This is a genomic window from Mucilaginibacter kameinonensis (assembly GCF_003675385.1).
Taxonomy (GTDB): Bacteria; Bacteroidota; Bacteroidia; order Sphingobacteriales; family Sphingobacteriaceae; genus Mucilaginibacter; species Mucilaginibacter kameinonensis.
This window is the reverse complement of record NZ_RCWZ01000001.1, coordinates 1,247,598-1,269,739: the sequence shown is the minus strand read 5'-3', so window position 1 is coordinate 1,269,739 and position 22,142 is coordinate 1,247,598. Positions and strand designations below refer to the sequence as shown.

General features: G+C 42.1%; 21 protein-coding genes. 11 read left to right on the top strand and 10 right to left on the bottom strand.

Annotated features, from left to right (window positions below; translation table 11 throughout):
• The first annotated feature begins 244 nt into the window (after window positions 1-244).
• The 3 genes from EAH55_RS05710 to EAH55_RS05700 all read left to right on the top strand — a co-directional run bounded on the left by EAH55_RS05710 (window position 245) and on the right by EAH55_RS05700 (window position 2,308).
• Entirely contained in the window at window positions 245-805 is a 561-nt protein-coding gene (locus tag EAH55_RS05710) for a DUF6932 family protein (RefSeq protein ID WP_121808804.1), read from the top strand.
• Window positions 802-1,716 (top strand): hypothetical protein, encoded by a 915-nt coding sequence (locus EAH55_RS05705; RefSeq protein ID WP_121808803.1) that lies wholly within the window; start codon window positions 802-804, stop codon window positions 1,714-1,716. Before EAH55_RS05710 ends, EAH55_RS05705 begins: the two co-directional genes overlap by 4 nt.
• Window positions 1,717-1,798: 82 nt before the next feature.
• Window positions 1,799-2,308 carry a hypothetical protein gene (locus EAH55_RS05700; RefSeq protein WP_121808802.1) on the top strand — a complete coding sequence of 170 codons (510 nt, stop codon included), beginning with the start codon at window positions 1,799-1,801 and terminating at the stop codon, window positions 2,306-2,308.
• Between the two features lie 349 nt (window positions 2,309-2,657).
• Here EAH55_RS05700 and EAH55_RS05695 read toward each other — a convergent pair whose 3' ends face one another.
• Window positions 2,658-3,917 carry a prephenate dehydrogenase gene (locus EAH55_RS05695; protein WP_112574523.1) on the bottom strand — a complete coding sequence of 420 codons (1,260 nt, stop codon included), beginning with the start codon at window positions 3,915-3,917 and terminating at the stop codon, window positions 2,658-2,660.
• Window positions 3,918-4,047: 130 nt separating this feature from the next.
• Between EAH55_RS05695 and EAH55_RS05690 the strand changes: the two genes are divergently transcribed.
• From EAH55_RS05690 to EAH55_RS31135, 3 genes are all read left to right on the top strand, one after another.
• A complete protein-coding gene (locus EAH55_RS05690) occupies window positions 4,048-4,797 on the top strand; it encodes a hypothetical protein (protein ID WP_162996753.1) in 750 nt (249 codons plus the stop codon).
• A gap of 127 nt (window positions 4,798-4,924) precedes the next feature.
• Window positions 4,925-5,140 carry an NUDIX hydrolase N-terminal domain-containing protein gene (locus EAH55_RS31140; RefSeq protein WP_208644796.1) on the top strand — a complete coding sequence of 72 codons (216 nt, stop codon included), beginning with the start codon at window positions 4,925-4,927 and terminating at the stop codon, window positions 5,138-5,140.
• Window positions 5,141-5,145: 5 nt separating this feature from the next.
• Complete coding sequence (locus EAH55_RS31135; protein WP_208644810.1) at window positions 5,146-5,547, top strand: NUDIX domain-containing protein; 402 nt, start codon at window positions 5,146-5,148, stop codon at window positions 5,545-5,547.
• A gap of 147 nt (window positions 5,548-5,694) precedes the next feature.
• Here the strand turns inward: EAH55_RS31135 and EAH55_RS05680 are convergent, their stop codons facing one another.
• The 4 genes from EAH55_RS05680 to EAH55_RS05665 form a co-directional block, all read right to left on the bottom strand.
• Window positions 5,695-6,378: a carboxypeptidase-like regulatory domain-containing protein gene (locus EAH55_RS05680; protein WP_114940000.1), complete on the bottom strand. Its 684-nt coding sequence runs from the start codon at window positions 6,376-6,378 to the stop codon at window positions 5,695-5,697.
• 210 nt (window positions 6,379-6,588) lie between these two features.
• Entirely contained in the window at window positions 6,589-7,575 is a 987-nt protein-coding gene (locus tag EAH55_RS05675) for a LiaI-LiaF-like domain-containing protein (protein WP_121808800.1), read from the bottom strand.
• Between the two features lie 4 nt (window positions 7,576-7,579).
• Entirely contained in the window at window positions 7,580-8,155 is a 576-nt protein-coding gene (locus EAH55_RS05670; RefSeq protein ID WP_114939998.1) for a PspC domain-containing protein, read from the bottom strand.
• A 33-nt stretch (window positions 8,156-8,188) separates the two neighbouring features.
• Window positions 8,189-8,893 (bottom strand): SDR family oxidoreductase, encoded by a 705-nt coding sequence (locus EAH55_RS05665; RefSeq protein WP_121808799.1) that lies wholly within the window; start codon window positions 8,891-8,893, stop codon window positions 8,189-8,191.
• A 167-nt stretch (window positions 8,894-9,060) separates the two neighbouring features.
• Between EAH55_RS05665 and EAH55_RS05660 the strand changes: the two genes are divergently transcribed.
• From EAH55_RS05660 to EAH55_RS05640, 5 genes are all read left to right on the top strand, one after another.
• Window positions 9,061-9,792 carry an MlaE family ABC transporter permease gene (locus EAH55_RS05660; RefSeq protein ID WP_112574530.1) on the top strand — a complete coding sequence of 244 codons (732 nt, stop codon included), beginning with the start codon at window positions 9,061-9,063 and terminating at the stop codon, window positions 9,790-9,792.
• Window positions 9,789-10,541, top strand: coding sequence for an ABC transporter ATP-binding protein (locus EAH55_RS05655; RefSeq protein ID WP_121808798.1), 753 nt, complete (start codon window positions 9,789-9,791; stop codon window positions 10,539-10,541). The genes EAH55_RS05660 and EAH55_RS05655 overlap by 4 nt, the downstream gene beginning before the upstream one ends.
• A gap of 130 nt (window positions 10,542-10,671) precedes the next feature.
• Complete coding sequence (locus EAH55_RS05650) at window positions 10,672-11,562, top strand: class I SAM-dependent methyltransferase (protein WP_121808797.1); 891 nt, start codon at window positions 10,672-10,674, stop codon at window positions 11,560-11,562.
• A 120-nt stretch (window positions 11,563-11,682) separates the two neighbouring features.
• Window positions 11,683-12,756: a DUF4148 domain-containing protein gene (locus tag EAH55_RS05645; protein WP_121808796.1), complete on the top strand. Its 1,074-nt coding sequence runs from the start codon at window positions 11,683-11,685 to the stop codon at window positions 12,754-12,756.
• A 152-nt stretch (window positions 12,757-12,908) separates the two neighbouring features.
• Entirely contained in the window at window positions 12,909-13,874 is a 966-nt protein-coding gene (locus tag EAH55_RS05640; protein WP_121808795.1) for a Gfo/Idh/MocA family protein, read from the top strand.
• A 291-nt stretch (window positions 13,875-14,165) separates the two neighbouring features.
• Here EAH55_RS05640 and EAH55_RS05635 read toward each other — a convergent pair whose 3' ends face one another.
• From EAH55_RS05635 to EAH55_RS05615, 5 genes are all read right to left on the bottom strand, one after another.
• Entirely contained in the window at window positions 14,166-15,011 is an 846-nt protein-coding gene (locus EAH55_RS05635) for a metallophosphoesterase family protein (RefSeq protein WP_121808794.1), read from the bottom strand.
• 169 nt (window positions 15,012-15,180) lie between these two features.
• On the bottom strand, window positions 15,181-16,002 hold the full coding sequence (locus EAH55_RS05630) for a glycerophosphodiester phosphodiesterase family protein (RefSeq protein ID WP_121808793.1): 822 nt from the start codon (window positions 16,000-16,002) through the stop codon (window positions 15,181-15,183).
• Window positions 16,003-16,008: 6 nt separating this feature from the next.
• On the bottom strand, window positions 16,009-17,103 hold the full coding sequence (locus EAH55_RS05625; protein WP_162996752.1) for an alkaline phosphatase family protein: 1,095 nt from the start codon (window positions 17,101-17,103) through the stop codon (window positions 16,009-16,011).
• Between the two features lie 76 nt (window positions 17,104-17,179).
• Window positions 17,180-18,787: a SusD/RagB family nutrient-binding outer membrane lipoprotein gene (locus EAH55_RS05620; protein ID WP_121808791.1), complete on the bottom strand. Its 1,608-nt coding sequence runs from the start codon at window positions 18,785-18,787 to the stop codon at window positions 17,180-17,182.
• Between the two features lie 18 nt (window positions 18,788-18,805).
• A complete protein-coding gene (locus tag EAH55_RS05615) occupies window positions 18,806-22,102 on the bottom strand; it encodes a SusC/RagA family TonB-linked outer membrane protein (RefSeq protein WP_112574539.1) in 3,297 nt (1,098 codons plus the stop codon).
• Window positions 22,103-22,142: the final 40 nt, after the last annotated feature.

Here is a 22,142-nt window from a genome sequence, read left to right as displayed (position 1 = left end):
CTATTTTAAATGAGAAATGAGGAACCGGGAGGCTATAATTGATTGGTTAAGAAAATTTACTCTAATATAAGGTATTATGGGGAGATTTGGATAGGGGAATAAATTATCACTCTCAATAATAACAAGATCGGTCGAGCGGTAACTTCAGTATTAAAGAATATATAATCCAGTGAAAACACCTATTGCGAATTATTGGAAATAACAGTAAGTTAGTAAGTCAAATCTAAAAATTACAAGGTACTTCATGTGTCCTATACCTAACTTTAATCACAATAATGTGTTACCACCTCATTTAGGTAATCCAACACATCCAAGTCATTTATCTCCTTATGAATGTACTATTTTAGAATTCTGTGAGCATTTCGCTACATCTCAAAAGAGGATTGAAATATTGAAAGGCTTTGTAGCGTTTAGACAACAGCTGACTAAAACTGGAATTTTAAACGGATTTCAATGGCTTGATGGAAGCTTTTTAGAAAACATTGAAATAAGTGGAAAACGAGACCCTCAGGATTTGGATTTAGTAACTTTCTATAGCGGCATTGATAGTCCTCAATACAAGGATATTAAACAAATCTTTCCTGAGTTTTCAAGTCCTACTTTGTCTAAAGAAAATTATCAATTGGATCACTACATTGTAGACTTTTCCTACTCCCCGGTAGTAACGATTGAAATGACGAGATATTGGGTACAGTTATTTACACATAATAGAGATGGTATTTGGAAAGGAATTTTACATATACCACTTAACACAAACAACTTTGACCAAAATGCGCTTGACTATTTAAATGAATTAGCAGTATGAGTTCATTTAGAATTATAGAAAGTATCAAGGCTCAAATTGTCGACACTGAAAGACTTTTTGAATTGGTTAAAGACCATCCCGCAATGGCCGATAGCTTGCGTGAAAAACTTATTGCTCTAAAAGCACAACTTGAACGATTCCCAAAAGAAATGATCGAACCTAAAATCCGACTCTTATTCAGCGGTAGCGCAATTAGAGGATCATTGGGAATCAAATCATCTTTTGTTGGTAAAACAGTAAAACCTTTCCAAGAAATGATTAAAACCCAATCCGCTTTGGTACGTTTTGGAAACGTCGCAAAACGGGGGCAAGCTAAGCGAAGTATCAGTACAGAATTGTTTATTACTTCCTTGCCCATCGGATCATTTGGAGTAGAATTAAGTAAATTAGAAAGTGAAGATTTATTTGCTGAGCATGATGTAGCCCATGCTATGCAACAAATTATGGGTTTGGTCAAAAACACATCTGAAAGTGATGTAACTTTCGAAGAGGCGATTAAAAGGGTTCCTAAAAGAAATCTTACAAATTTGAAAAAATTCTTAAAGGAAATAGCTGACGAGCACTCCTTTCTTAAAATGGAATCAGGTGATCTATCACTGGAATTGTCTGCACTTGATGTTAAGGACGCCTATGATCGTGTTTCTGCAACTGTAGACGTCGAAAGTGAAGTTTTTATTGAAGGCATTTTCAGAGGAATACTTCTTGATTCTGGAAAATTTGAAGCGCAGGATTTCGATGGCAATAAAATTTCAGGTTTTATTAGTGAAGAGCTTGGGGAGGATGAACTTATACAATTCGATCAAGAGTTTTTGAATAAGGAATGTAAGATTCACTTAAAGGAAGTAAAAACCAAATTTATAACGGGAAATGAAAATACAGACTATGAATTACTTGGAATAAATAATTTATGAAGCAACAATAATTTGGCTTGTCTTCACCAGTAAACAAGCCACAATAACGACACTCAAAGTAATAATCACGCTAAACACGTTTATGGATATCCACCTTTTAAAAGAGTTGCTAATCCCGATATCAACTGCTATAACTTTATTAACGATATCTACAAGTTCAATAATTGGAATTCTGGCATATCGTCTAAACCTGCGAGCTGAAGTAAGACTAAAAGAAAGCGCAAAGGCTGAAATAGACGCAAAATTGCTTGGAGTAATGATAAATTTAATTGGCAAGGCTAACGGCAGAAATGGCTATGAAGTTTCTCATGATGTTATAAAAAAAATTTTAGATTCTAAAACACTTTTGGAAACTGATTTTTTAAATCAAGAAAGCTTAAATAATCTTAATTTATCAATTCATAATCTCGCCATAATTAGCTTACCAGTTGGCTCTGCAGAACAAAACTTCGCAACCCAAGCAATTGGTGAACTGGGATATCAACATGAGTTTTTGAGAGGGATATCCCTTACAACATTGACGGAGTTAAAAAGAATTGAAACATTGACAATTCTTTGCGAAGAGCTTATTAACAAAATAAATAGTCAGTAATCTTCATATTCTTCCACCGGTCGAAGTTTAGCGATAGCGTAACTTCGTCCTAAAATAAGTTAAGCTTCCAGCTTAACCAGCCTTGCGTTATTGGCTATTTACTGACACCATGCTGTCAGTGTTCAATTTTCAAAAAACAGGGTGTTCAACTTTTGAGTAAGTAATTTCATAACAAACTGGCTATCAACAACCACACGTTCACAACAGCGAATAAACGCTTTTGCAAATTTCATAAACGGCTGACTATCAACAACAATAAAAATCAAAAAAACAACAAGTGTTCACACTTTAAAAAATTGAACACTTGATAATCAATCCGAAATCCAACATCCGAAATCCCAAATCAAAATTATTCCATCATCAACCTGCGGATCAGCTCCGCACTTTGGGCTTTCCCCTCTTCAAGCCGGTGGCTGAAAAAAGCCTGGGTATCATTAAAGTGTTTTTTATAACCCTCCATATCGCCATACCCAATAATGGCCGACCATTCCCTTACCGCCGAATGGAATTCCAGATCATCGCCACGGATGGTTTTATCATACAGGGCAGTTTCCAATGATTCTTCCAGCAGTTCTTCGTTCTTAAAAAGGTATTCGGCAATACCTAAACGCAGGCGGAAAGGCGGGGTTTGGCAAATGAGGTTATCATACGGGTTAACACCAAGATGGTACCAGGCATCAACCATGCTCAGGATACTCAGGTGCGAGTTTGGCTTTTGATGATCGGCATGTTGCGAGAGCGAAAACTCCTTCATCACCGTATCATTGAGCATAATAGGTTTGCGGCTTTCGTGGAACACAAAATCGCGCGCACGGTAAAGGCGCTGCTTAAACGCGTCAGCTTCCTCTTTGATCATCAGCTTAAACAATTCCGATTCCGATTCGGCATAACGCTTCACCTGCTGACGGGCATAAGGGTTAAGAATAGCCAACCCGGCGTAAACGTGTGCCTTGTAGCTGAATATACGCAGGGTGGTCAGGATCTTGACATTATCAATACCACCTATATATGAGGCATTTTCCCAGGGAAAAAATCCGGCAGATTTCCAGGCTGTGCCCATGCTTTCAAAACCAACATGGGTTACCGCCTGCGTATCGGCAACGATACGGTCGTGCTCGTGGTAATCAGCAATTTCAACTATGTTGCTGCCAATAGCCGTAAACAAATCATACATCCGTTGGTAAGCATCGGGTGTTGAGCGGTGCGGGATCAGAATCAGCGTTTGCCCCGCGGGTTCAAAACCGGGGCCGTGCATACCATGAAAAGTAACTATCTGGGCGTCGGCAGGCAGGTGTTTTTCAAAGGTGGCAATCTCAGGGTGTTTAACCGAAGTTTGCCCGGCTACAATGGCGCCGTACTTGGTTGAAGGGCCAAATTCGGCCACTACACGCTCCATACTTTCGGCCTCAACCGAATAGATAATCAGGTCGTTGATCCGCGCCACATCGCTGCCATGATCCATAACAGTAATGCCAAAAGGCGCGAGTTCTGCTTCAAGTTTTTCGCGGTTGGCGGGCAGGTCGCAGCCCGAAACTGTGTAACCTGCTTTGGCGAAAGCCTTCGCGTACAGACGGCCCATATCGCCCAAACCAATAATACCTATATTCATGCCGCTAATATAACTATGAGTAGGTTAATTACGTACGAAAGCTTATTTTAGCCTCAAAATAGCAGTATGTATATAATAAAAACCGTATATATCCTGTTTTGTTAATAGCATATACCTAATTTTACACTTGATGAACAAGCATTTACTACTTACGATAACGGTTTTAATAGCGATGATAACGGGCAGTGTTACAGCAACCTTTGCTCAGGACACTACTGCCAAAAAGAAACCCGCTACTTTAAAGCCTAATGCTATTCCGCCCATTGTAAAATCGAGCCCGGCAGCGCTTAAAAATCCGGCAGTAACGCCTCCGGCATCTGCAAGGCCTACTTATTACGCACAGCCAAGGGCAACAGCTGCCGACTCGGCCCTGCAAAAAGATAAAAGCCTTAATGGCCAGTATCAATATCTGCTCAGCAAATTATACCACTATCAGCAACCATTGGTTGCCGCCCTGTGGAAAAACATGAAAGATACCCTTAATACCGAGCGACGTCAACTTAAAGAAGCAAAAGCCAGTCTTGCCGAACAGGGTAAAAATGTTGAAAACCTTAAATCAGATGCCAATAACAAAGAACAGGCCCTGAACGAATCAAATGCTAAGCGCGATGAGATCAGCCTGCTGGGTATTCCGTTTACCAAGGCAACCTACAACCTGGTGATGTGGGGTTTGGTTATTGTTTTTGGTGTTGTTGCCGTTATAGTAATAGCCCGCTCAGGTGCGCATAGCCGTGAAGCCAAATACCGCATCAAACTTTACGAAGAGCTTGACGAAGAATACAAAGCCTTCAAGGCCAAAGCCAACGAAAAAGAAAAGAAACTTGCCCGCGAACTCCAAACCGAACGCAACAAACTTGACGAGCTTTTAGGCAGAGGATAGTTTGATTTCGGAATTATACCCCCATGTTATTGCGTAGCGTGGCAATCGCGAACTGCACAGAGTTGCTCTGCATCCGTGCGATTGCTTCGTCGTTCCTCCTCACAATCACATAATTTGATCATACTTTATGCCCAACACCAATCTACTTTCCCTCATAACCCAACTACGTTCTGTTGCTGATACCGGCCTGTTGTACGCCAAAAACGAATATGATATTGAACGCTACCAGGAACTGCAGCACCTAAGCACTAAAATGTTTGAGGAGGTTAGCGGCTACGGCACCGAAACCATTAACCTGTTGTTCCACAAGCTGCAGATTACCCTACCGCCAAAGTTGATTTAAGGGGTATCCTGCTTTCGCCGGATAATAAGATCCTGCTGGCCCGTGAAAGTGGTGATGGCAAATGGTCATTACCAGGCGGTTGGGGCGATATTGGCTATACGCCCAAAGAAACCATTATTAAAGAGTTTTGGGAAGAAACCGGTCTGCAGGTAACTACCGACAGGTTACTGGCTGTATTTGATAAAAAAATGCACCCACACCCACCGCAGCCTTTTTATGTATATAAAATGGTATTTTACTGCAAAGCTGTTACTACCAAGATCAATAAAGGTTTTGACGTGCTGGATGTGCAGTATTTTGATATCGATAACCTGCCCCCACTATCAGAAGACCGTATCCTGAAAAGCCAGATCGAACTGCTTTATCAAAAGATCATCAATAACGATATCAGCGTTTGGGCTGATTGATTGAGCCATTAACAAAAAACGTCATTGCGAGGTACGAAGCAATCCCCGATCAGCAGAGCCTCTCTGTATAGTTTGGGATTGCTTCGTACCTCGCAATGACGCTTTCAATAATGTATTAGCTTTTTTGAATCAAGCAGCGCCCAAAAACTATTCTTTCAAATCGGGCAAAGTACGTTTATCCGCAGGTAAAGCCTGGTATTTTTTATACGAATCGTTGATGTAAACTGCCAGCGAAGGTCCGTTGTTGTTTTTGATGAACGCGTATGATGGCCTGTAAAGGGTCATGAAATTCTCCAGTTCCTGGCCGCGCAGCGGGATAATGCTTTGCACGTAGTTCATGGTGAATACTTCGTCAACATGACGTTCTTCCTCTTCATGCTTAAAATATTTTTTCAAACGGCGGGCATCCTTGGCTTCCTTGCTAAACCACGAGGTAGGCGACAGCGGATACACTTTGGCACGGGTGTATACTTCCGGATATTCTTTATGTGCATCAAATGCTTCACGTTTGGCGCTGATGTTAACCTGCCTCAACGCGATGGTCTGGGCAACCAGTTCTATTTTCTTGTTGGTAAAATCGGTAACATATAAGGTATCTGATACATATCCCGGAGAACTGAATACCAGTGTATGTCCCGTTTCGGTGCGGATGCTGAAATTACCTTTACTATCGGTAAGCGTCATTTGCCTGTTCTGGTTGTCGCGCACAAAAACATCGCCCAATTTGTTGTTCTTGCCCGATTCAACAACGGTGCCCTTTACAGTGGTCTGGGCGTTTACAGTACAGGCTAAAAATAGTAATGCAGATAATATAAGGTATTGGTATTTCATAGTAGATTATTTGTGCTGTAAATTAAACTTATTTTTTGTTCCAAAGGTTTTCAATTTAACACTTTTTCACCCCTGCCTTATCTTAAATGACAAAAACCTGAATCGCCGCTACAATATGGTACAAAAAAAACGCTCCATCAAATTGATGGAGCGGATGGCAATTCATTATTGTTGTATTATGTCCCGGTATCTTTTTACTCAGGATTTAGGTTAATATCGGTTTACTTTAAAATCAGAGATACCGCCACTCATGTGTATCAGGATCCTGTTTTTAGCGGCATCAAAGCCATCGGTTTCGTAGTCGTTATCACTCTTTTTACTAAAGCCTGCAAACTCATTTGAAGAGAGGCCGGTATTGGATGTGATACGGCAGGCAGCGTCTTTCGGAACGCTTATAATAACCTCAGATGCACCGGTTGAAACCTCTACATTTGTGCTTCCAACAGGGGCTCCGAGCTTCACATCAAATGATGCTGCTCCGCCCTTTAAAGATAAGGTTTTTATTTTGAATTTCGAAAGATCAAAATTTAAATCTGTAGCACCTGTAGTTACGTCAATATCCCACACCGGATTTGTGTTTAGTTTGATGTCGGCTTTATTATTTTTACGATCGTTTGAATCGAAATGAAAACCTTTATTATTCTTCAAATTAAGGTTAAGCACATATACCGAATCATCTTTACTGTGGTTAAAAGTATATTTACCGTAAAGCTCCTGCGTTTGGGCACTGAATAAATCGGCAGTACTGTCGGCTAAATTATATATGGTACCACCACCGCTGATGTTAAGGCGCGCATGCTTAATATCGGCAGAATATGTTTCCCTAAAAGTTTTATCGCCGCCAATTTTTACTACACCCTGGTCGGTGTTAGTGGTATCACTGTCGTCATCGTCGTTATCATCATTATAATCGTCGCTGTGAAAGGTCCAGGCGTTTGGCCAAAAGTGGTAGCGTTTACCAAAGTTGCCAAATACCAGCAGGGCAAAGCAGCCAATTACTACCGCAAGTTTCAGGATAGTAGCCAACGGCGACCGGTTGCCCGCAAACACCAGGCTGATACCGCCCATAATTAAAAATATAGGCCACAGGTACAGGATGTTCATCCAGTCGAAATTTATTACGTGGAAGTTATCCAGCAGGAATACTACTCCCAACAACACCAGGATAGCACCTGGCACAAGTTTATCGCTTTTCATAATATTATATAGTTGGAGGTGTATCTTTAGTTTCTGTCTCGTCTTTAGTAGGTTCTGCCTCTGGAACATCAGTTACCTCGTTAGCATGCCAGTTTTGTTTTTCCCAGGGCTGTTTCTTTGCTCCGGAAACAATAAGTGCTATGCCGGCACCTACCAGCATTACAGGCCAAAGGTTTTCAAAATCCCAATCGGGCATCAGGTCAAGCTCGTTAAGCAGGAACACCGAACCCAAAAGGATCATGGCCACGCCAAATATCAGACCCACTGTTGAAGCCTGTTTTTTAGGCGGATTTACAAATGGCGGAGGATTAAAAGGCTGGCCGCCAAATTTAGGATCATTCATAAAAGGATTATCCTGTGGTGGCACCCTATAGTCAACACCCGGCGTAAAATTGTAGCCTTTTTTTGGCAGCACTATCCACAATACTATATATATAGGTAAGCTAAAGCCTTTCAAAATAAGCGTTACTAAAAATATCGCCCTGATAACTGCTACGTCCGTGCCGAAATGCTCGGCAAGGCCCGCGCAAACACCGCCTATTACCTTTCGGTGTTCATCGCGATGAAGTTTCTTTTCCATAATTTATGTTCGTTTATGTTTAAAGTTGATTTATCATAACTGGCCCGGCGCAGGTTTGATGATGATTTCGTCAACATTGGCCCCGGTGCTCATCCTGTAAATATTGATGATTGCCGATGCTATGTCTTCGGGCAGCACCATGGTATCTTTATCCACCACCGCGTCTTTCCATGAATCCGTTAACGTTGATCCGGGTATTACGGCGGTAACTTTTACACCATGCTCCTGCATCTCGAGCCTCATTACTCTTGTTAGACCTAACAGCGCATATTTTGTTACAGTATAACTACCGGCTTGTGGTACAGGATTTATAGCAGCTACCGAACATATATTAAAGAAGTGCCCTTTACCCGCATTTGCCATGGTTCTGCCAAAATAACGGTATAGCTCATAGGCGGGCATCAGGTTAGTATTCATTTGGATCTGGAGGGTATCCTCGGTATCATCCAATATACTTGAATGGATATACGTTCCCAGATTATTAACCACAACGTCAATAAAACCGAACTCAGCCTCGGCCGCGGCGGCAAATCTGAACAATTCAGCCTTTTTGCTGCCATCGGCTTTCATAGCAAAAACCTTCACTCCCGGATCAATTTGTTCTAACTCATCTTTAAAAGTTAATAATTCTTGCTCATTCCGCGAACAAATTGCCACGTTTAATCCTTCATTAGCAAAAGCAATTGCGATTGAGCGGCCCATGCCTTTAGTTGAACCGGTGATGAGTACGTTTTTCATATTGTTTAAATTAATTTTTATAGTTACTGAAGCTTTATGCCCGCAATTTACGTAAGCAGAATAATTGAAGCGCTTATAAAATTGAATTTAAATGACTTGTTTTAACACCTGACCATTTAGGCTTAAAGGTAAAAAGCGTATTTTTAACCGATTTTTTATACATCTGCATGTTTCATAGCTTAGGAAAATATATACTCTTACTGCGTTTAAGTTTCAGGAAACCCGAAAAATTCAGTGTATACTGGGCCGAGATCATGCGAGAGATGGTTTCGGTGGGTATTGGCTCTCTGGGCATTGTTGCTATCATTTCGCTTTTTATTGGCGCGGTAGCTACCATCCAGACCGCCTTCCAGCTTATCAGCGATTTCATCCCGAAAACAGTAGTAGGCGGCATTACCCGCGATTCAACCATACTGGAATTTAGTCCAACCATATCGGCACTGGTACTGGCCGGCCGTGTAGGTTCGGCCATGGCATCGCAAATTGGTACCATGCGCGTTACCGAACAGATAGACGCGCTGGAGATCATGGGCGTAAATGCGCCGGGATATTTGATATCACCAAAAATTATTGCAGGAGTTACCATGATCCCTTTGCTGGTTATCGTATCTGTAGGATTAGGGTTAACCGGTGGCTATATTGCCTGCTGGGCTTCAAATGATGTATCAACCAATGATTACCTCAGAGGGCTTACTGATGGATTTAACCCTGTAATCGCGACGGTTTGCGCCGTTAAAGCCATATCTTTTGGCTTTGTGATTACATCAATATGCTCGTACCAGGGTTTTTATGTTAACGGCGGATCACTTGAGGTTGGCCAATCGGCAACACGCGGAGTTGTGTGGAGCTGTATCATGATCCTATTCTGTGACCTTATCATTTCACGCCTGTTACTATGATCGAAATACAAGACGTATATAAAACCTTTGGTGAAAACGAAGTACTGAAGGGTATCACCGCAACTTTCCAGCCCGGAAAAAACAATCTGATCATCGGCGGTTCCGGTTCCGGTAAAACCACTTTACTTAAGTGTATAGTAGGCCTGCATGAACCAACTAAGGGAGAGGTGATTTTTGACGGCGAGAATTTTACGCACATGAATTTTGAGCAACGTGTACCTATCCGTACTCAAATAGGTATGCTGTTCCAAAACTCGGCGCTTTTTGACTCCATGACTGTTGAGCAAAATATCATGTTTCCGCTTAACCTGTTTACAGATCAATCAAAAAGTGAAAAGCAAGACCGTGCCAACTTTTGCCTGGAACGGGTTAACCTTGCAGGTAAAAATAAATTATACCCTTCCGAATTATCTGGCGGTATGAAAAAGCGTGTTGGTATTGCCCGCGCCATTTCCATGCAGCCTAAATATTTATTTGTTGATGAACCTAACTCAGGCCTCGACCCGGTAACGTCTATCCTGATAGATGAACTGATTTCCGAGCTTACACAGGAATACAGCATTACAACCGTAGTAGTAACTCACGATATGAACTCGGTAATGGGTATTGGTGATCATATTATTTTCCTGCACCAGGGCAAAAAATGGTGGGAAGGCTCAAATAAAGAAATAGCCAAAACCGATAACAAAGAACTTAACAACTTTGTATTTGCCAGTCCGTTTATGCGGGCAGCGAAGGCCTCTTTATAGTTGGCAGTTTTCAGTGGCAGTAAGCAGTATGTGCAGAGTTATCTGCATGTATTTATAATAACTATATTTGCAACCAATTTATTGACTGGGGCGTGCAAACTGCCAACAGCATACTGCAAACTGAATAAGAATGATCCAACTACTTACCCCAACGCACTGGAAAGATTACGAACTGATTGATTGCGGCGATTTTGAAAAGCTGGAACGCTTTGGGAACACCATATTAATCCGCCCTGAACCACAGGCGGTTTGGAACAAAACCCTGCCCGCTTCTGAATGGCAGCGTTTACACCATATTAAATTTAAAGGCCGCTCGGCAACTACCGGCGAGTGGGTAAAAAAAGATCTTAAAACTCCCGACCGCTGGCATATCGAATACAAAAATAAAGAAGCTGCCATTAAATTCAGGCTGGGCCTTACCTCGTTTAAGCATGTGGGGATCTTCCCCGAACAGGCTGTAAACTGGGATTATATCAGCCAAAATGTAAAACGCTTTAAAACACCCGAGCCCAAAGTACTTAACCTGTTTGCCTATACTGGCGGTGCTTCCTTAATTGGAAGGGCGGCGGGTGCCGATACCACCCACGTTGATTCGATAAAACAAGTGGTAACCTGGGCCAATGAAAACCAGGAAATCTCAGGCCTTAAAGATATACGCTGGGTAGTTGAAGATGCTTTGAAGTTTGTTAAACGCGAATTAAAACGTGGCAAAAAATATAACGGCATCATCCTCGATCCGCCTGCTTACGGCAACGGCCCTAATGGCGAGAAATGGAAACTGGAAGATAACATCACGGAAATGATGCGTGACGTAACCCAATTGCTCGACCCTGAAGAGCACTTCCTGATCCTGAATACTTACTCCCTTGGCTTCTCATCTGTAATAGTTGAAAACCTCATTAAAAGTTCGTTCCCGCAGGTGCAAAACCTCGAAATTGGCGAGCTTTACCTGCAGGCCACAGCCGGGCCAAAACTGCCTTTAGGGGTTTTTGGAAAGTTTCATAAAATTAAAAGTAATTAATTTCCAATATCTATCTTTGGCCGCAACCGAACCAACACAATTGCTGCTATATAAGTGGCTGGGAATTAATTTAATTAAACACGCCTTACATACACCTGCATTATATTGAACGTTAAAAAAATGAAATTAAAAACGCTTGTACTATCCGCTACATTTATGGCGTCGGCAGCTTTGCTTTTAAACAGCTGCTCACAAAATGGCAACAGTGCCAAAACCGACGGTAAAAAAACCGCCGCTGCAGTTAAAGGTGATTCGGCCCAGGCTGAAGCAGCAGATACCTTAAGCGTTAAAAAATCCACCTACCCTCCTATCGATAAAAAACTGTACGATTCGTTGATGAAATTCAACGCGCACGGTGATACTACCGGCAGGTGGCCTGTTAAAAATACGCCTTATCCAATTGGCGGCGCTATTTTGCCGTTTAAACGTGTGGTTGCTTATTACGGTAACTTATACTCAAAAAGAATGGGCATTTTGGGCGAATTGCCTCCAAACGAAATGCTTGCCAAATTAAAAGGCGAAGTAAAACACTGGGAGAAAGCCGATCCTAAAACTCCTGTTCAGCCTGCATTGCATTACATTGCGGTAGTTGCACAAGGCGATGGTGGTAAAGACGGCAAGTTCCGCTACCGTATGCCATTTAAGCAAATTGACAGTGTATTGGTGTTGGCTAAAAAAGCACATGCTATCGTTTTCTTAGATGTGCAGGTTGCTTTAAGTAATATCCGTGCTGAGTTGCCATTACTTGAAAAATACCTTGAATTGCCACAGGTACATTTTGGTATGGACCCAGAGTTTTCGATGAAAGACGGAACCCATCCGGGCAAAAAGATAGGTACTTATGATGCTGATGATATTAACTATGTATCAGATTACCTTGCCAAAATCGTTAAGAAAAACGGCTTACCGCCAAAAATCCTGATAGTGCACCGTTTTACTAAAAAAATGGTGACCAACTACAAGAGCATCAAATTACACCCGGAAATTCAGTTGGTAATGAACATGGACGGCTGGGGCGAACCAGACCTGAAAACCGGTACTTACCGCTACTTCATTAACCAGGAGCCGGTGCAGTTTACAGGCTTTAAATTGTTCTACAAAAATGATATCAAAAAACCACCTCACCACATGTTAACCCCTGAGGAGGTTTTATCAAGGTACAAACCATACCCGATTTATATCCAATATCAATAAGTCGAGAGTCTTAAGCTCTAAGTCTTAAGTCAGAAGTGAAAAGTCCTGAGTAAGTAATAAATTTATTTACCCGGGACTTTTGCATTTAAAGCTATATTTTCGATGATGAACTAAAAAGACGTCATTGACTTCTATATTTTAGAAAAAGAATTATGATTAAATGGGGCATTATTGGCTGCGGGCGTATAGCGCACAGATTTATGCAGGGTTTTGTTGCTGTTGATGGTGTGGAACTTGTAGCATCATACTCTCGCAGGCCTGAAACTGTTGATGCCTTTGTATCGCTATATGGAGGTATCGCTTGTCGGAGTATTGAAGAGTTGCTTGCAAGCGATATCGACGCTGTTTATATAGCTACCTTACCTGATAGTCATGCCGCTTACAGCATTGCAGCCCTTAAAGCAGGCAAGCACGTGCTTTGCGAAAAACCGGTTACCGTAAACCTTGCCGAACTGGAAGAGGTACTTGCCGTTGCCCAGCAAACAGGCCTGCTTTTTATGGAAGGTATGAAACCTCCATTTTACCCATTATATAGCAAACTGAAGGAATACCTGGTTAATGATCCCATCGGGCCAGTGGGATATGTTCGCGCAGGATCTGCCGTGGCCGATTGCCCGCCTGGCCATCCAAATTATAATCTGGACCTTGTTGGCGGTAGCCTGATGGGAATTGCTATTTATGAAGCTTTTTTAGCGCTCGACTGGCTTGGCCCTATGCAGGATATTCAAACTATGGGCAGGTTTGGCGAAACAGGAATTGATATGTTTGCCATTTTCCAAACACTGCATCAAAATGGTTACGCGCAATTATATTGTGGCTTTGATATGCACGGCAAGGGCGATGCGCTTATAGTAGGTACATTAGGACATATTACCATTCATAAAAACTGGTGGAACCCGGCAAAGGCAACTATCAGCTACCTCGACGGCCGCACGGTACAGCTTGATGAACCATTCACAGCCGGAGGATTAAACTATGAGATCATCCATTTTTGCGAACTCATAAAACAAGGCCAAACCGAAAGCCCAATACTCCCGCATGAACTATCCCGGCAAATGATAGCGATGATAGATCAGGCCCGGGAACAAATAGGATTGAAATATCCGGCGGAGAAATAAATATCTTCAACTCTGTTGTAGTAACAAAATTAGAAGACTTACGAAGTTTTAAAAACTTCGTAAGTCTGGATTCTAAAAATATCTATCTTTCTGCGCGGTAGCTAAGAATCTTCTTTCACTGGCGCAAGTTTTGTGCGATGGCCCGGACAGAGCTAACTTGTGCCTTCTTCGCCATACAAATTAGTAGAGGAATAAAGCACAAGTCAACCACACACAGACCCAGGCTCAAGACTTGCGCTAAAAATACCCGGGGTAAATCCGAAATTGAAATTCCGAAATTCGAAATACTAATTACAACTTAGCCGAGTTTAACACTGGGTTTTGGCTGGCGTTTACCTGATATGTGTAGATGGCATTTTGCTCATCCACTTCAACAATGCGATAACCTTTATAATCAGTACCCCAATCGCCGCCAATGTGCGAGTCGAAAAAGTGAGGCAATTTATCAGTGTATCGCACACCATCCAACAGATGATCATGGCCGTGAAATACCGCTTTTATGTTAGGATAAGCGTGTAACAACTGGATAGTTTCGGGGCAGTCAACAAATACATCATTCTTAACCCATTTGGTAGGCGGAATGTGCAGCACAACAAAAACGATCTTCTTATCAGTAAATTTATCTAACGATGCTTTAAGGAAGGCATTATTGGGGCAGGTATAGATACCCTTAGTATCAGCTGTGTGGGCCAATACAAAAGCGATATCACCAAATTCTACCGTGTATTTATCCTCGTAGCCGAAAGCGTTTTTCCAAACTGTGGCATCGGCAAAGTCATGATTACCGGGGATGGTATGGTAAGGAACGTTCAGTTTATCAAGGTATTTGGCTTTGATCTCCGGGAGCAGATCCGGACGGTTGTGCACCAGGTCGCCGTTTACAATCACAAAATCCAGGTGGTTTTTGCTATGGTCCTCGTTAAGCCATTTAATCATGTTGCCGGTATGCAAGGCGAAATCAGTTTCCGGCTGACCGTAATGAATATCAGATGCCAAAGCAAATCTTAATTTTAGTTTGGCTTTGGTAGCGCGGCTGTACCGGTTATTTTCGGCAGCAAAACTGTTAACGGCAGGTAAAAGACTTAAGGCGGCAACACCTGTTAAGGCAGTGCCAAAAAATTCGCGGCGCGAGGTCATAGGCTATTATTTTATTGCAAAGGTAGCCCCACCGTGTTAAATGAAAGTTAAGAATAAGCATAAATGTCATTGCGAGGAACGAAGCAATCGCATGCTATACAGGGCGACTTTGCTTCCGTGCGATTGCCACGCTTCGCTCGCAATGACATGATTTATACTTACACTTATTTTACCTCAATCCCTTTTCCTTCAAAAATTTCACCAACGCTGCCGGATGATCTGTTTGTAAACCTTTCAAACCAGTAGCAAGGGCTTTGTTCCAATCCGCCGGACCTTCGCCTGCACTTTGGATATCAGGCCAGACCGGGATGTGGTACTCCCCTGCTAATGCTACCATATCAGTGGTATATTGGTTATAAGATCCGTCAAGGATATCGGGATGGTACTGTTCAATGAAATTTTTCATACCGGCAGTATTTTTAACACTATCCGGCAGGCTTAACATCAGCGGCATTTTAGGAGCGGCTTTACGCCAGCCTGTAAACTGGGAAGCGCTGTTAATATAAATCAAAATCTGCTTTTCCATACCATATTCTTTGATCATCTGATAAGCCTGTTCAGGATCGGCAGCTTTAAAATCAAGATAGATATCTATCCTGTTTTTGCACACCTGCAGGATTTGCTTAAAAGTTGGGATGCGGTATACTTCTTTGCTTGTTGTATCCTTACTCTTTACCTTCAACTGCAATAGCCCGGCGAGTGTAAAATCCTTCAGCTGACCTTTACCATCTGTCATGCGGTTAATGCTGCCGTCGTGCATGCTAACCAGCTCGCCATCTTTTGTGGTACGCAGGTCTATCTCCACATAATCGGCTTCATTTTTTATCGCCTCTTTGTATGCCTCTATAGTATTTTCAGGATAAATGACATGATCGCCACGATGAGCGGCAACAATAAATTTATGCTTCGAAACAGGTGCTGGATTTGGCTGCCATCCATCGCCGGGAAGCAGCCATAGTAAACCCAAAATTGTTAATAGTTGAAAACGCATCGTATTTTATTTTTTTCCGGTAACACTGCCAATAGCATCACCCACTTCATGACCTGCAGCAGCCTTAAAATCAAAGCCTAATAAATTCGCGATAGTTTGGGCCAGTTGTTTATGATAAGTTGTTTCGCCTTGTTTCATTTCGCCTGATGCCGGGGTATCCGGACCAATAACGGCAAACCAGGTTTGTTCTGAATGTACCACGTCCGATCCGTGATCGTGCCATTTTTTCATCGGCTCGTCGCCCCTGCCGTGATCGCAGGTGATTATCAATGTGGTTTTGTTTTTATAAGCGGGCTCTGATTGTATGTAATCCCAAAGCTGTTTTATAAAACCATCTTCCTGTTTAATACGGTCAAGATAAAATCCGTAATTGCCTGCGTGCGCCAAATCATCTGGTTCATCAAATGAAAGGTACAGGGCACGTGGCTTGTACTGCATCATATAGTTTTTGGCAAACTCAAACGTCAGGAAATCGATCCGGGTTGAATCGCTGATATAACGCGGAGCCTCTAACTGTAGTTCATTCAGATGTTTCAGGCGGTCATTCATACCTGCAACTTCCAGCGGCATAAAGCCCGCGTTAACCAAAATATTGGCGCGCTTCGGGCTCAGGATCTGCGAAAAACGCTCCCAGGATGCAAATGCTGCTACCTTGTTTTCAAAGCCTTTTTGTTTGTTCAAAAACTCAAGCACGTTCATGTTTGGGTTATAGATGCCATCATTGGTGTTCATCCTCTTATCGGGAAAACCAGTAAATATTTCATTGTAGCCCGGGTATGAAAAATGATAAGGATTGGCCACTTCATCTTTACTACCTAAATCGCGGTTGCCGTAAAGCTGACCTTTCTCTACTAAAGTACTCCAAAAGAAAGGCATCAGCAGTTTACGACGGTCTGCAGACGCATCTGTCCAGAAATTTTTACGGGCAGCGTTTTTATCTTGAGTATCTTTTGAATTGATAATAGCCGAATCGGCACCACGGAAAACTTCCTGCCAACGTAGCCCGTCGATAGTAACGATAACTACATTTTGTGTTTTGTGCTGGGCATATAATGCCGAAAAACACAAGACGAACAAGGTAAATAAAATAGCTTTTTTCATAGTTGTTGTATTTAACGATAAAGGCCCCTGATTAGCGGGGCCTTTATGTAGATTAATTAAAACGTATAAGCTGAGATTATTTAAGCAACCACATAACACCATTAATGTCATCGCTGCCACCAAATTGAGCGGTTAACGCAGCGTTATAATTTGTAGCATTAACAGTACGCTCTGATTGAGGATACTCAAAACGTTTAGGGATACGGCTACTATTACCTGTACCCGGACCAGTAGTAAAGGTTGGCACACCGGTACGACGGTAGTTGAAATAAGCCTCTAAGCCAGAGTGACGGAACATAGCAAGATATTTCTGTTGCAGGATCTGGGTTAAACCAGTAGCACCGGTAGCATATTTCACACCAGCCTGAGCGTAGTAAGCATCCCAGTCAACATTAATAGTGTAAGTTTCGTAGTTGGTTGGTTTTGAAGGGCTGGCATCAGAACCGGTTGGTTTGTAGAAATAAGCAGTAAATGCCGCTTTACCAACTGGGATAGAATATGCCTGGAATGAAGCCTGGATACCTTTAGTATAATAGGTTTCGGCATTACCGCTTGCCCAACCGAGGTTTAAGCCTTCGGCAATGTTAAACATTAACTCAGGATAACCAATCTGGATGCTTGGCTCACCGGTATAGGTTGAGTAGTAACGTTTCCTGTTCAGGAATGAGTATTTCTGCAGGGTAGCGTTATTGTACATCACACCAAGGTCTAAGCCCGGATCGGCACCAATGAACGAAGAAAATGCTGTTGGGCTTTGTTTAAGGTCATCAACATTATAACGTGCAGGCTCAGCAGTTACAAATACACGTGGATCTTGCAATTGAGTAAGTAAACCAATATATGTTGCTGAAGTATTTTGCCTTGAACCGTTCTGACCAAAGTTATCAGGGTTTTGAGGATAATAGTTACTTGGGGCAACAAAAGTATATTGCAGGTTATCATCATTGCTACCCATCAAAGGATATTTGGTTGGGTTACCGATGATGTTGGCAAACTGAGCTTTAACATCAATATCAGCTGTTTTTTTGCTTAGCTCAATAAGCAACCTTACCCTAAAGGTATTTACCACTTTTTGCCATCTTGCAAGGTCATTACCTAAATAAATATCATTTGATAACGCTGCACCAACACCGGTACCACCAGATGATGGGTTAGCGATCAAAGCGCTCATATCGGCGTTGGCTGACTCAAGCCATGCTAAACACTGTACCATAACATCTTTTTGCGCATCATATTTTGGAGTAAGGTTATCCAAACCTTTCAATGCATCGGTCATTGGGATATCTCCTTCTTCCAGGCTCATTTTACTAAAGAAGTAAGCCCTGAAAAATTTGCCTACAGCTTCGTAAGGGTTTACAGCGGCACCACCGGTTGCCGCGGCACGTTGCTCCATTACCAACACGTTTTTTAACGCGTTGTAATAATTGTCGCCACCATTGGCAAAACCATCATAACGGTTATTGCCATAATAGTCATAGTTATAAAGGTAATACTGACCGTAGATCTCATTGCTTGACTGCGGCAGGTCGGCCATTTTGTTTAATATACCGTTGAACAATAGCGAAGCCGGTACTGTACTTGGTACGTTTGTGTTTTTTGTAAGATCCTCGAAACTTTTCTTACAGCCGGTAGTGGTTGCAAGTACAAGTGCGGGTAATACAAGAGCTTTTAATATCTTTTTCATGATCGTCTTTCGGTTTGGTTAGAATGATACATTTAAGTTGAAACCATAACTACGTACTGTAGGCGACTGCAATACAGTTGAAGAAGTAGCATAGTTATACTGATCTAAATCCACATCCTTGAAGCGTTTGTCTCCGTAGAAGTATAAAAGGTTACGGCCATAAACTGATACCGAAGCCTTTTTGATGAATGATTTATCAAGCCATGCTTTAGGGAAATCATAGCCAACTGTTACTTCACGAAGTTTTGAGAAGGTTTTGCTCATGAGGTTTGACTCATCAACATTGTAGTACTTACTTACATAATCCTGTACCAATACAGTTTGCTTGTTAGGAGCATATTGCAAAGCACCGTAGTTGGTGATTTTACCAGTAGCAGGGTCATAGTTTACAGCCGCACCGTTTGATACGGTTACACCTTCGCCTACGTAGCTGCCGTTATAGCCTGCCTTACCAAAGTTTTGCCAGTCTTTATAACGGGCATCACCCAAAGCGCCTGTAGCAGTTTCGATGTTTGAACCACCACGCATGGTTTTGTTGTGCATATAGTCTATGATCACACCACCAACCGAGCCATCAAACTGGAAACCGAAATTGATGTTTTTGTAATGTAGTTTGTTGGCAAAGCTCCACTGGTATTTTGCATTTTCATTACCTAAATACTGAGGAACCGGTAATGCTAATGGTTTACCTGCAGCATCATTGATGATTTGACCTTGAGGAGTTCTTGCAAAAGCGGTACCGTATAATTTATCTACGCGGTCGCCTTTTTTGAAGAAAGTTTGGTAAGTCTGCTGGTTTGGAGGTAACTCTTCGTAAATATCTTTAAATGTAGATACGTTAAGCAAAACATTCCAGCCAAAACCACCAAGGTTTTTGATAGGAGTACCTTCTAATGAAAACTCGTAACCGGTTTTCTTGGTTTTTAAAGCATTAAGGTATAAAGTTGTGTAACCGGTAGCGGTTGATATTGAGTTAGCCAAAATCTGTGGACCGTCAATGTATTGGAACGTTGTGGCTGATAAACCTAAACGGTTTTGCAGGAATTTAATATCGAAACCTTCTTCGTAGTTAACACGGGTTGAGGTTTTGATGTTTGGCTGATATAAAAAGTCAGAAGCAGAAGCTGCCGGCTGGCTGTTATATGGTTTACTGGTTAAGTAGAACGGATTAAGCTGATAGCTTGGGCCGTTATAAGGTGAGTTATAAGTACTACCGTAACCAAGCGGGTTTAAGAATAACGGGTTTGAATTTGGATTGCTGGTAGTTGTTGAACCGCCGTAAACCGAAATAGCGTTAAACGGAGCGGGGCCAATTGTTGCGCTTGAAGCATCGGCTTTTACGGTTGAGTAAGATGCCCTTGCTTTTAAGAATGAAATAACTTCAGGCAGTTTAACGTAATCAGAGATCACGGTTGCTGCTGATAAACTTGGATAGTAATAAGTAGTTACGTTTTGGAAAGCCGATGATTTATCGATACGGCCGGTGCTTGATAAGGTAGCATATTTACCAAATGTAGCGTCAATTGAGTAGTAACCGCTTAATACACGTTCTTGTGATGAGAAGTTGGTTGACTGTACAGCATTTTTTGAGTTGCTGAAAGCATAAACTTCAGGTACGTTCAAATAATCTGTCGAAGTCCAGCTTGAGTTATAGTTAAAGCTGCGCAGGTTTGAACCAACTAAACCTGATAAGTTCACAAAGTTTTTGATCGTATAGTTGTAGTTAACAAATAACTCGGTGTTGTTATCAAACAAGTTACGGCGGTCTTCGCGGTAATCGCCCTGGTTACCTTCACGACCGTAAGGGTGGGCCGAAAATGGCAGGTCTTCAGTACGTAGGATATTATAGGTATCAATTTGCGAACGTAAAGTAACGTTTAAGTTATCGTTGATCTTGAAGTTACCTGACAAATAACCGTAAATATCATTTTTGTAATGACCACGGGTCCATTTTTCAGTTAACAGGTAAGGGTTGTGGTAACGGGTGTACTCAGCAAATACCGATTGTACGCCTTCTTTACCTGGCTGCCAGATGGCTTTGATATCAGGTGCGTTGATATTCCAATCGGCACCAGTCCATACAGCAATGTTATAAATGATACTGTTAGGACCGTACTGTACGTCTGGGAAGTTATCAGTTGATTGTCTGTTGAAATCAACGTTTGCCTCAAATTTCCAACGTTTTGACGGAGTGAACTGACCGTAGAAGTTAGCGTTGGCTATATCAAGGTATTGAGAAGGGATATAGCTTGTTTGGTGTTGTTGTGAAACCGAAAAACGGGTTACATAAGTTTCACCAACCGAACCTAATGAAATGTTGTTATTGGTTTGGTAACCAGTTTTCAAAAAGTTTTTCAGGTTGTCTTTACCGCGTGCAACCCATGGAGTACCCTGGCGTACGCCATTAACAATAGGGCTATCATACTGAGGGATCAGCTGGCCTGCAAAGTAAGGGCCCCAAACGTCGTAATCGCTATCAACACCACCTGGTGCGCCACCTTTACCATCAACGAAGGTATAAAAGGTGTTTTCGCCTGGACCAAATGAGTTTTGAGTACGAGGGAAAGCAAGGAAACCGGTATTCATAACGGTACTGCTGTTTATATCAACAGTTAGGCCTCTTTTGTTCTTCTCGCCTTTTTTGGTAGTGATCAAAATCGCACCGTTTTGTGCACGGCTACCGTAAAGTGCCGCAGCTGATGGGCCTTTCAACACGGTGTAAGTTTCAATGTCATCAGGGCTGATGTTATAAGTATCAGTATTAATAGGGAAACCATCTACTACATATAAAGTAACTGAATTACCCCTGATCAATACAGAAGGATTACCCAGTAACTCGGCAGATGGGCCTACCGATAAACCGGCTACTTTACCTGTTAAACCTGTAATAGGGTTAGGGTCACGGGCAGTAGTAACATCGGCGCCGCTTACCGATTGCGTTGAGTAACCAATGCGGCGGGTTTCTTTCTTAACACCTAACGCGGTTACAACAACCTCGTTCAGTGCTTTGCTGTCGCCAATCATGCTTACGTTTACAGTTGTTTTGTTATCAACCACTACATAAACAGGGGCATAACCAACAAACGAGTAAATAAGTGTTTGACCGGCAGTTGCAGTAATGCTGTAACGGCCTTCAATATCAGTAACAGTGCCTTTGTTTTGTTCTTTGATCTTTACACTTACGCCCGGCAGTGGCAGGTGTTTGTCATCGGTAACAGTACCGCTTATTTTGGTTTGTCCGAATAAGATAGATGGAGCTACGCAAAATAATAAAACCGTTATTACGGCTCTTAATCTCTGGTAAATCTTGTTCATCTGCTAAAGTTTAAGGGTGAAATATTTGAGTTTTTCATAC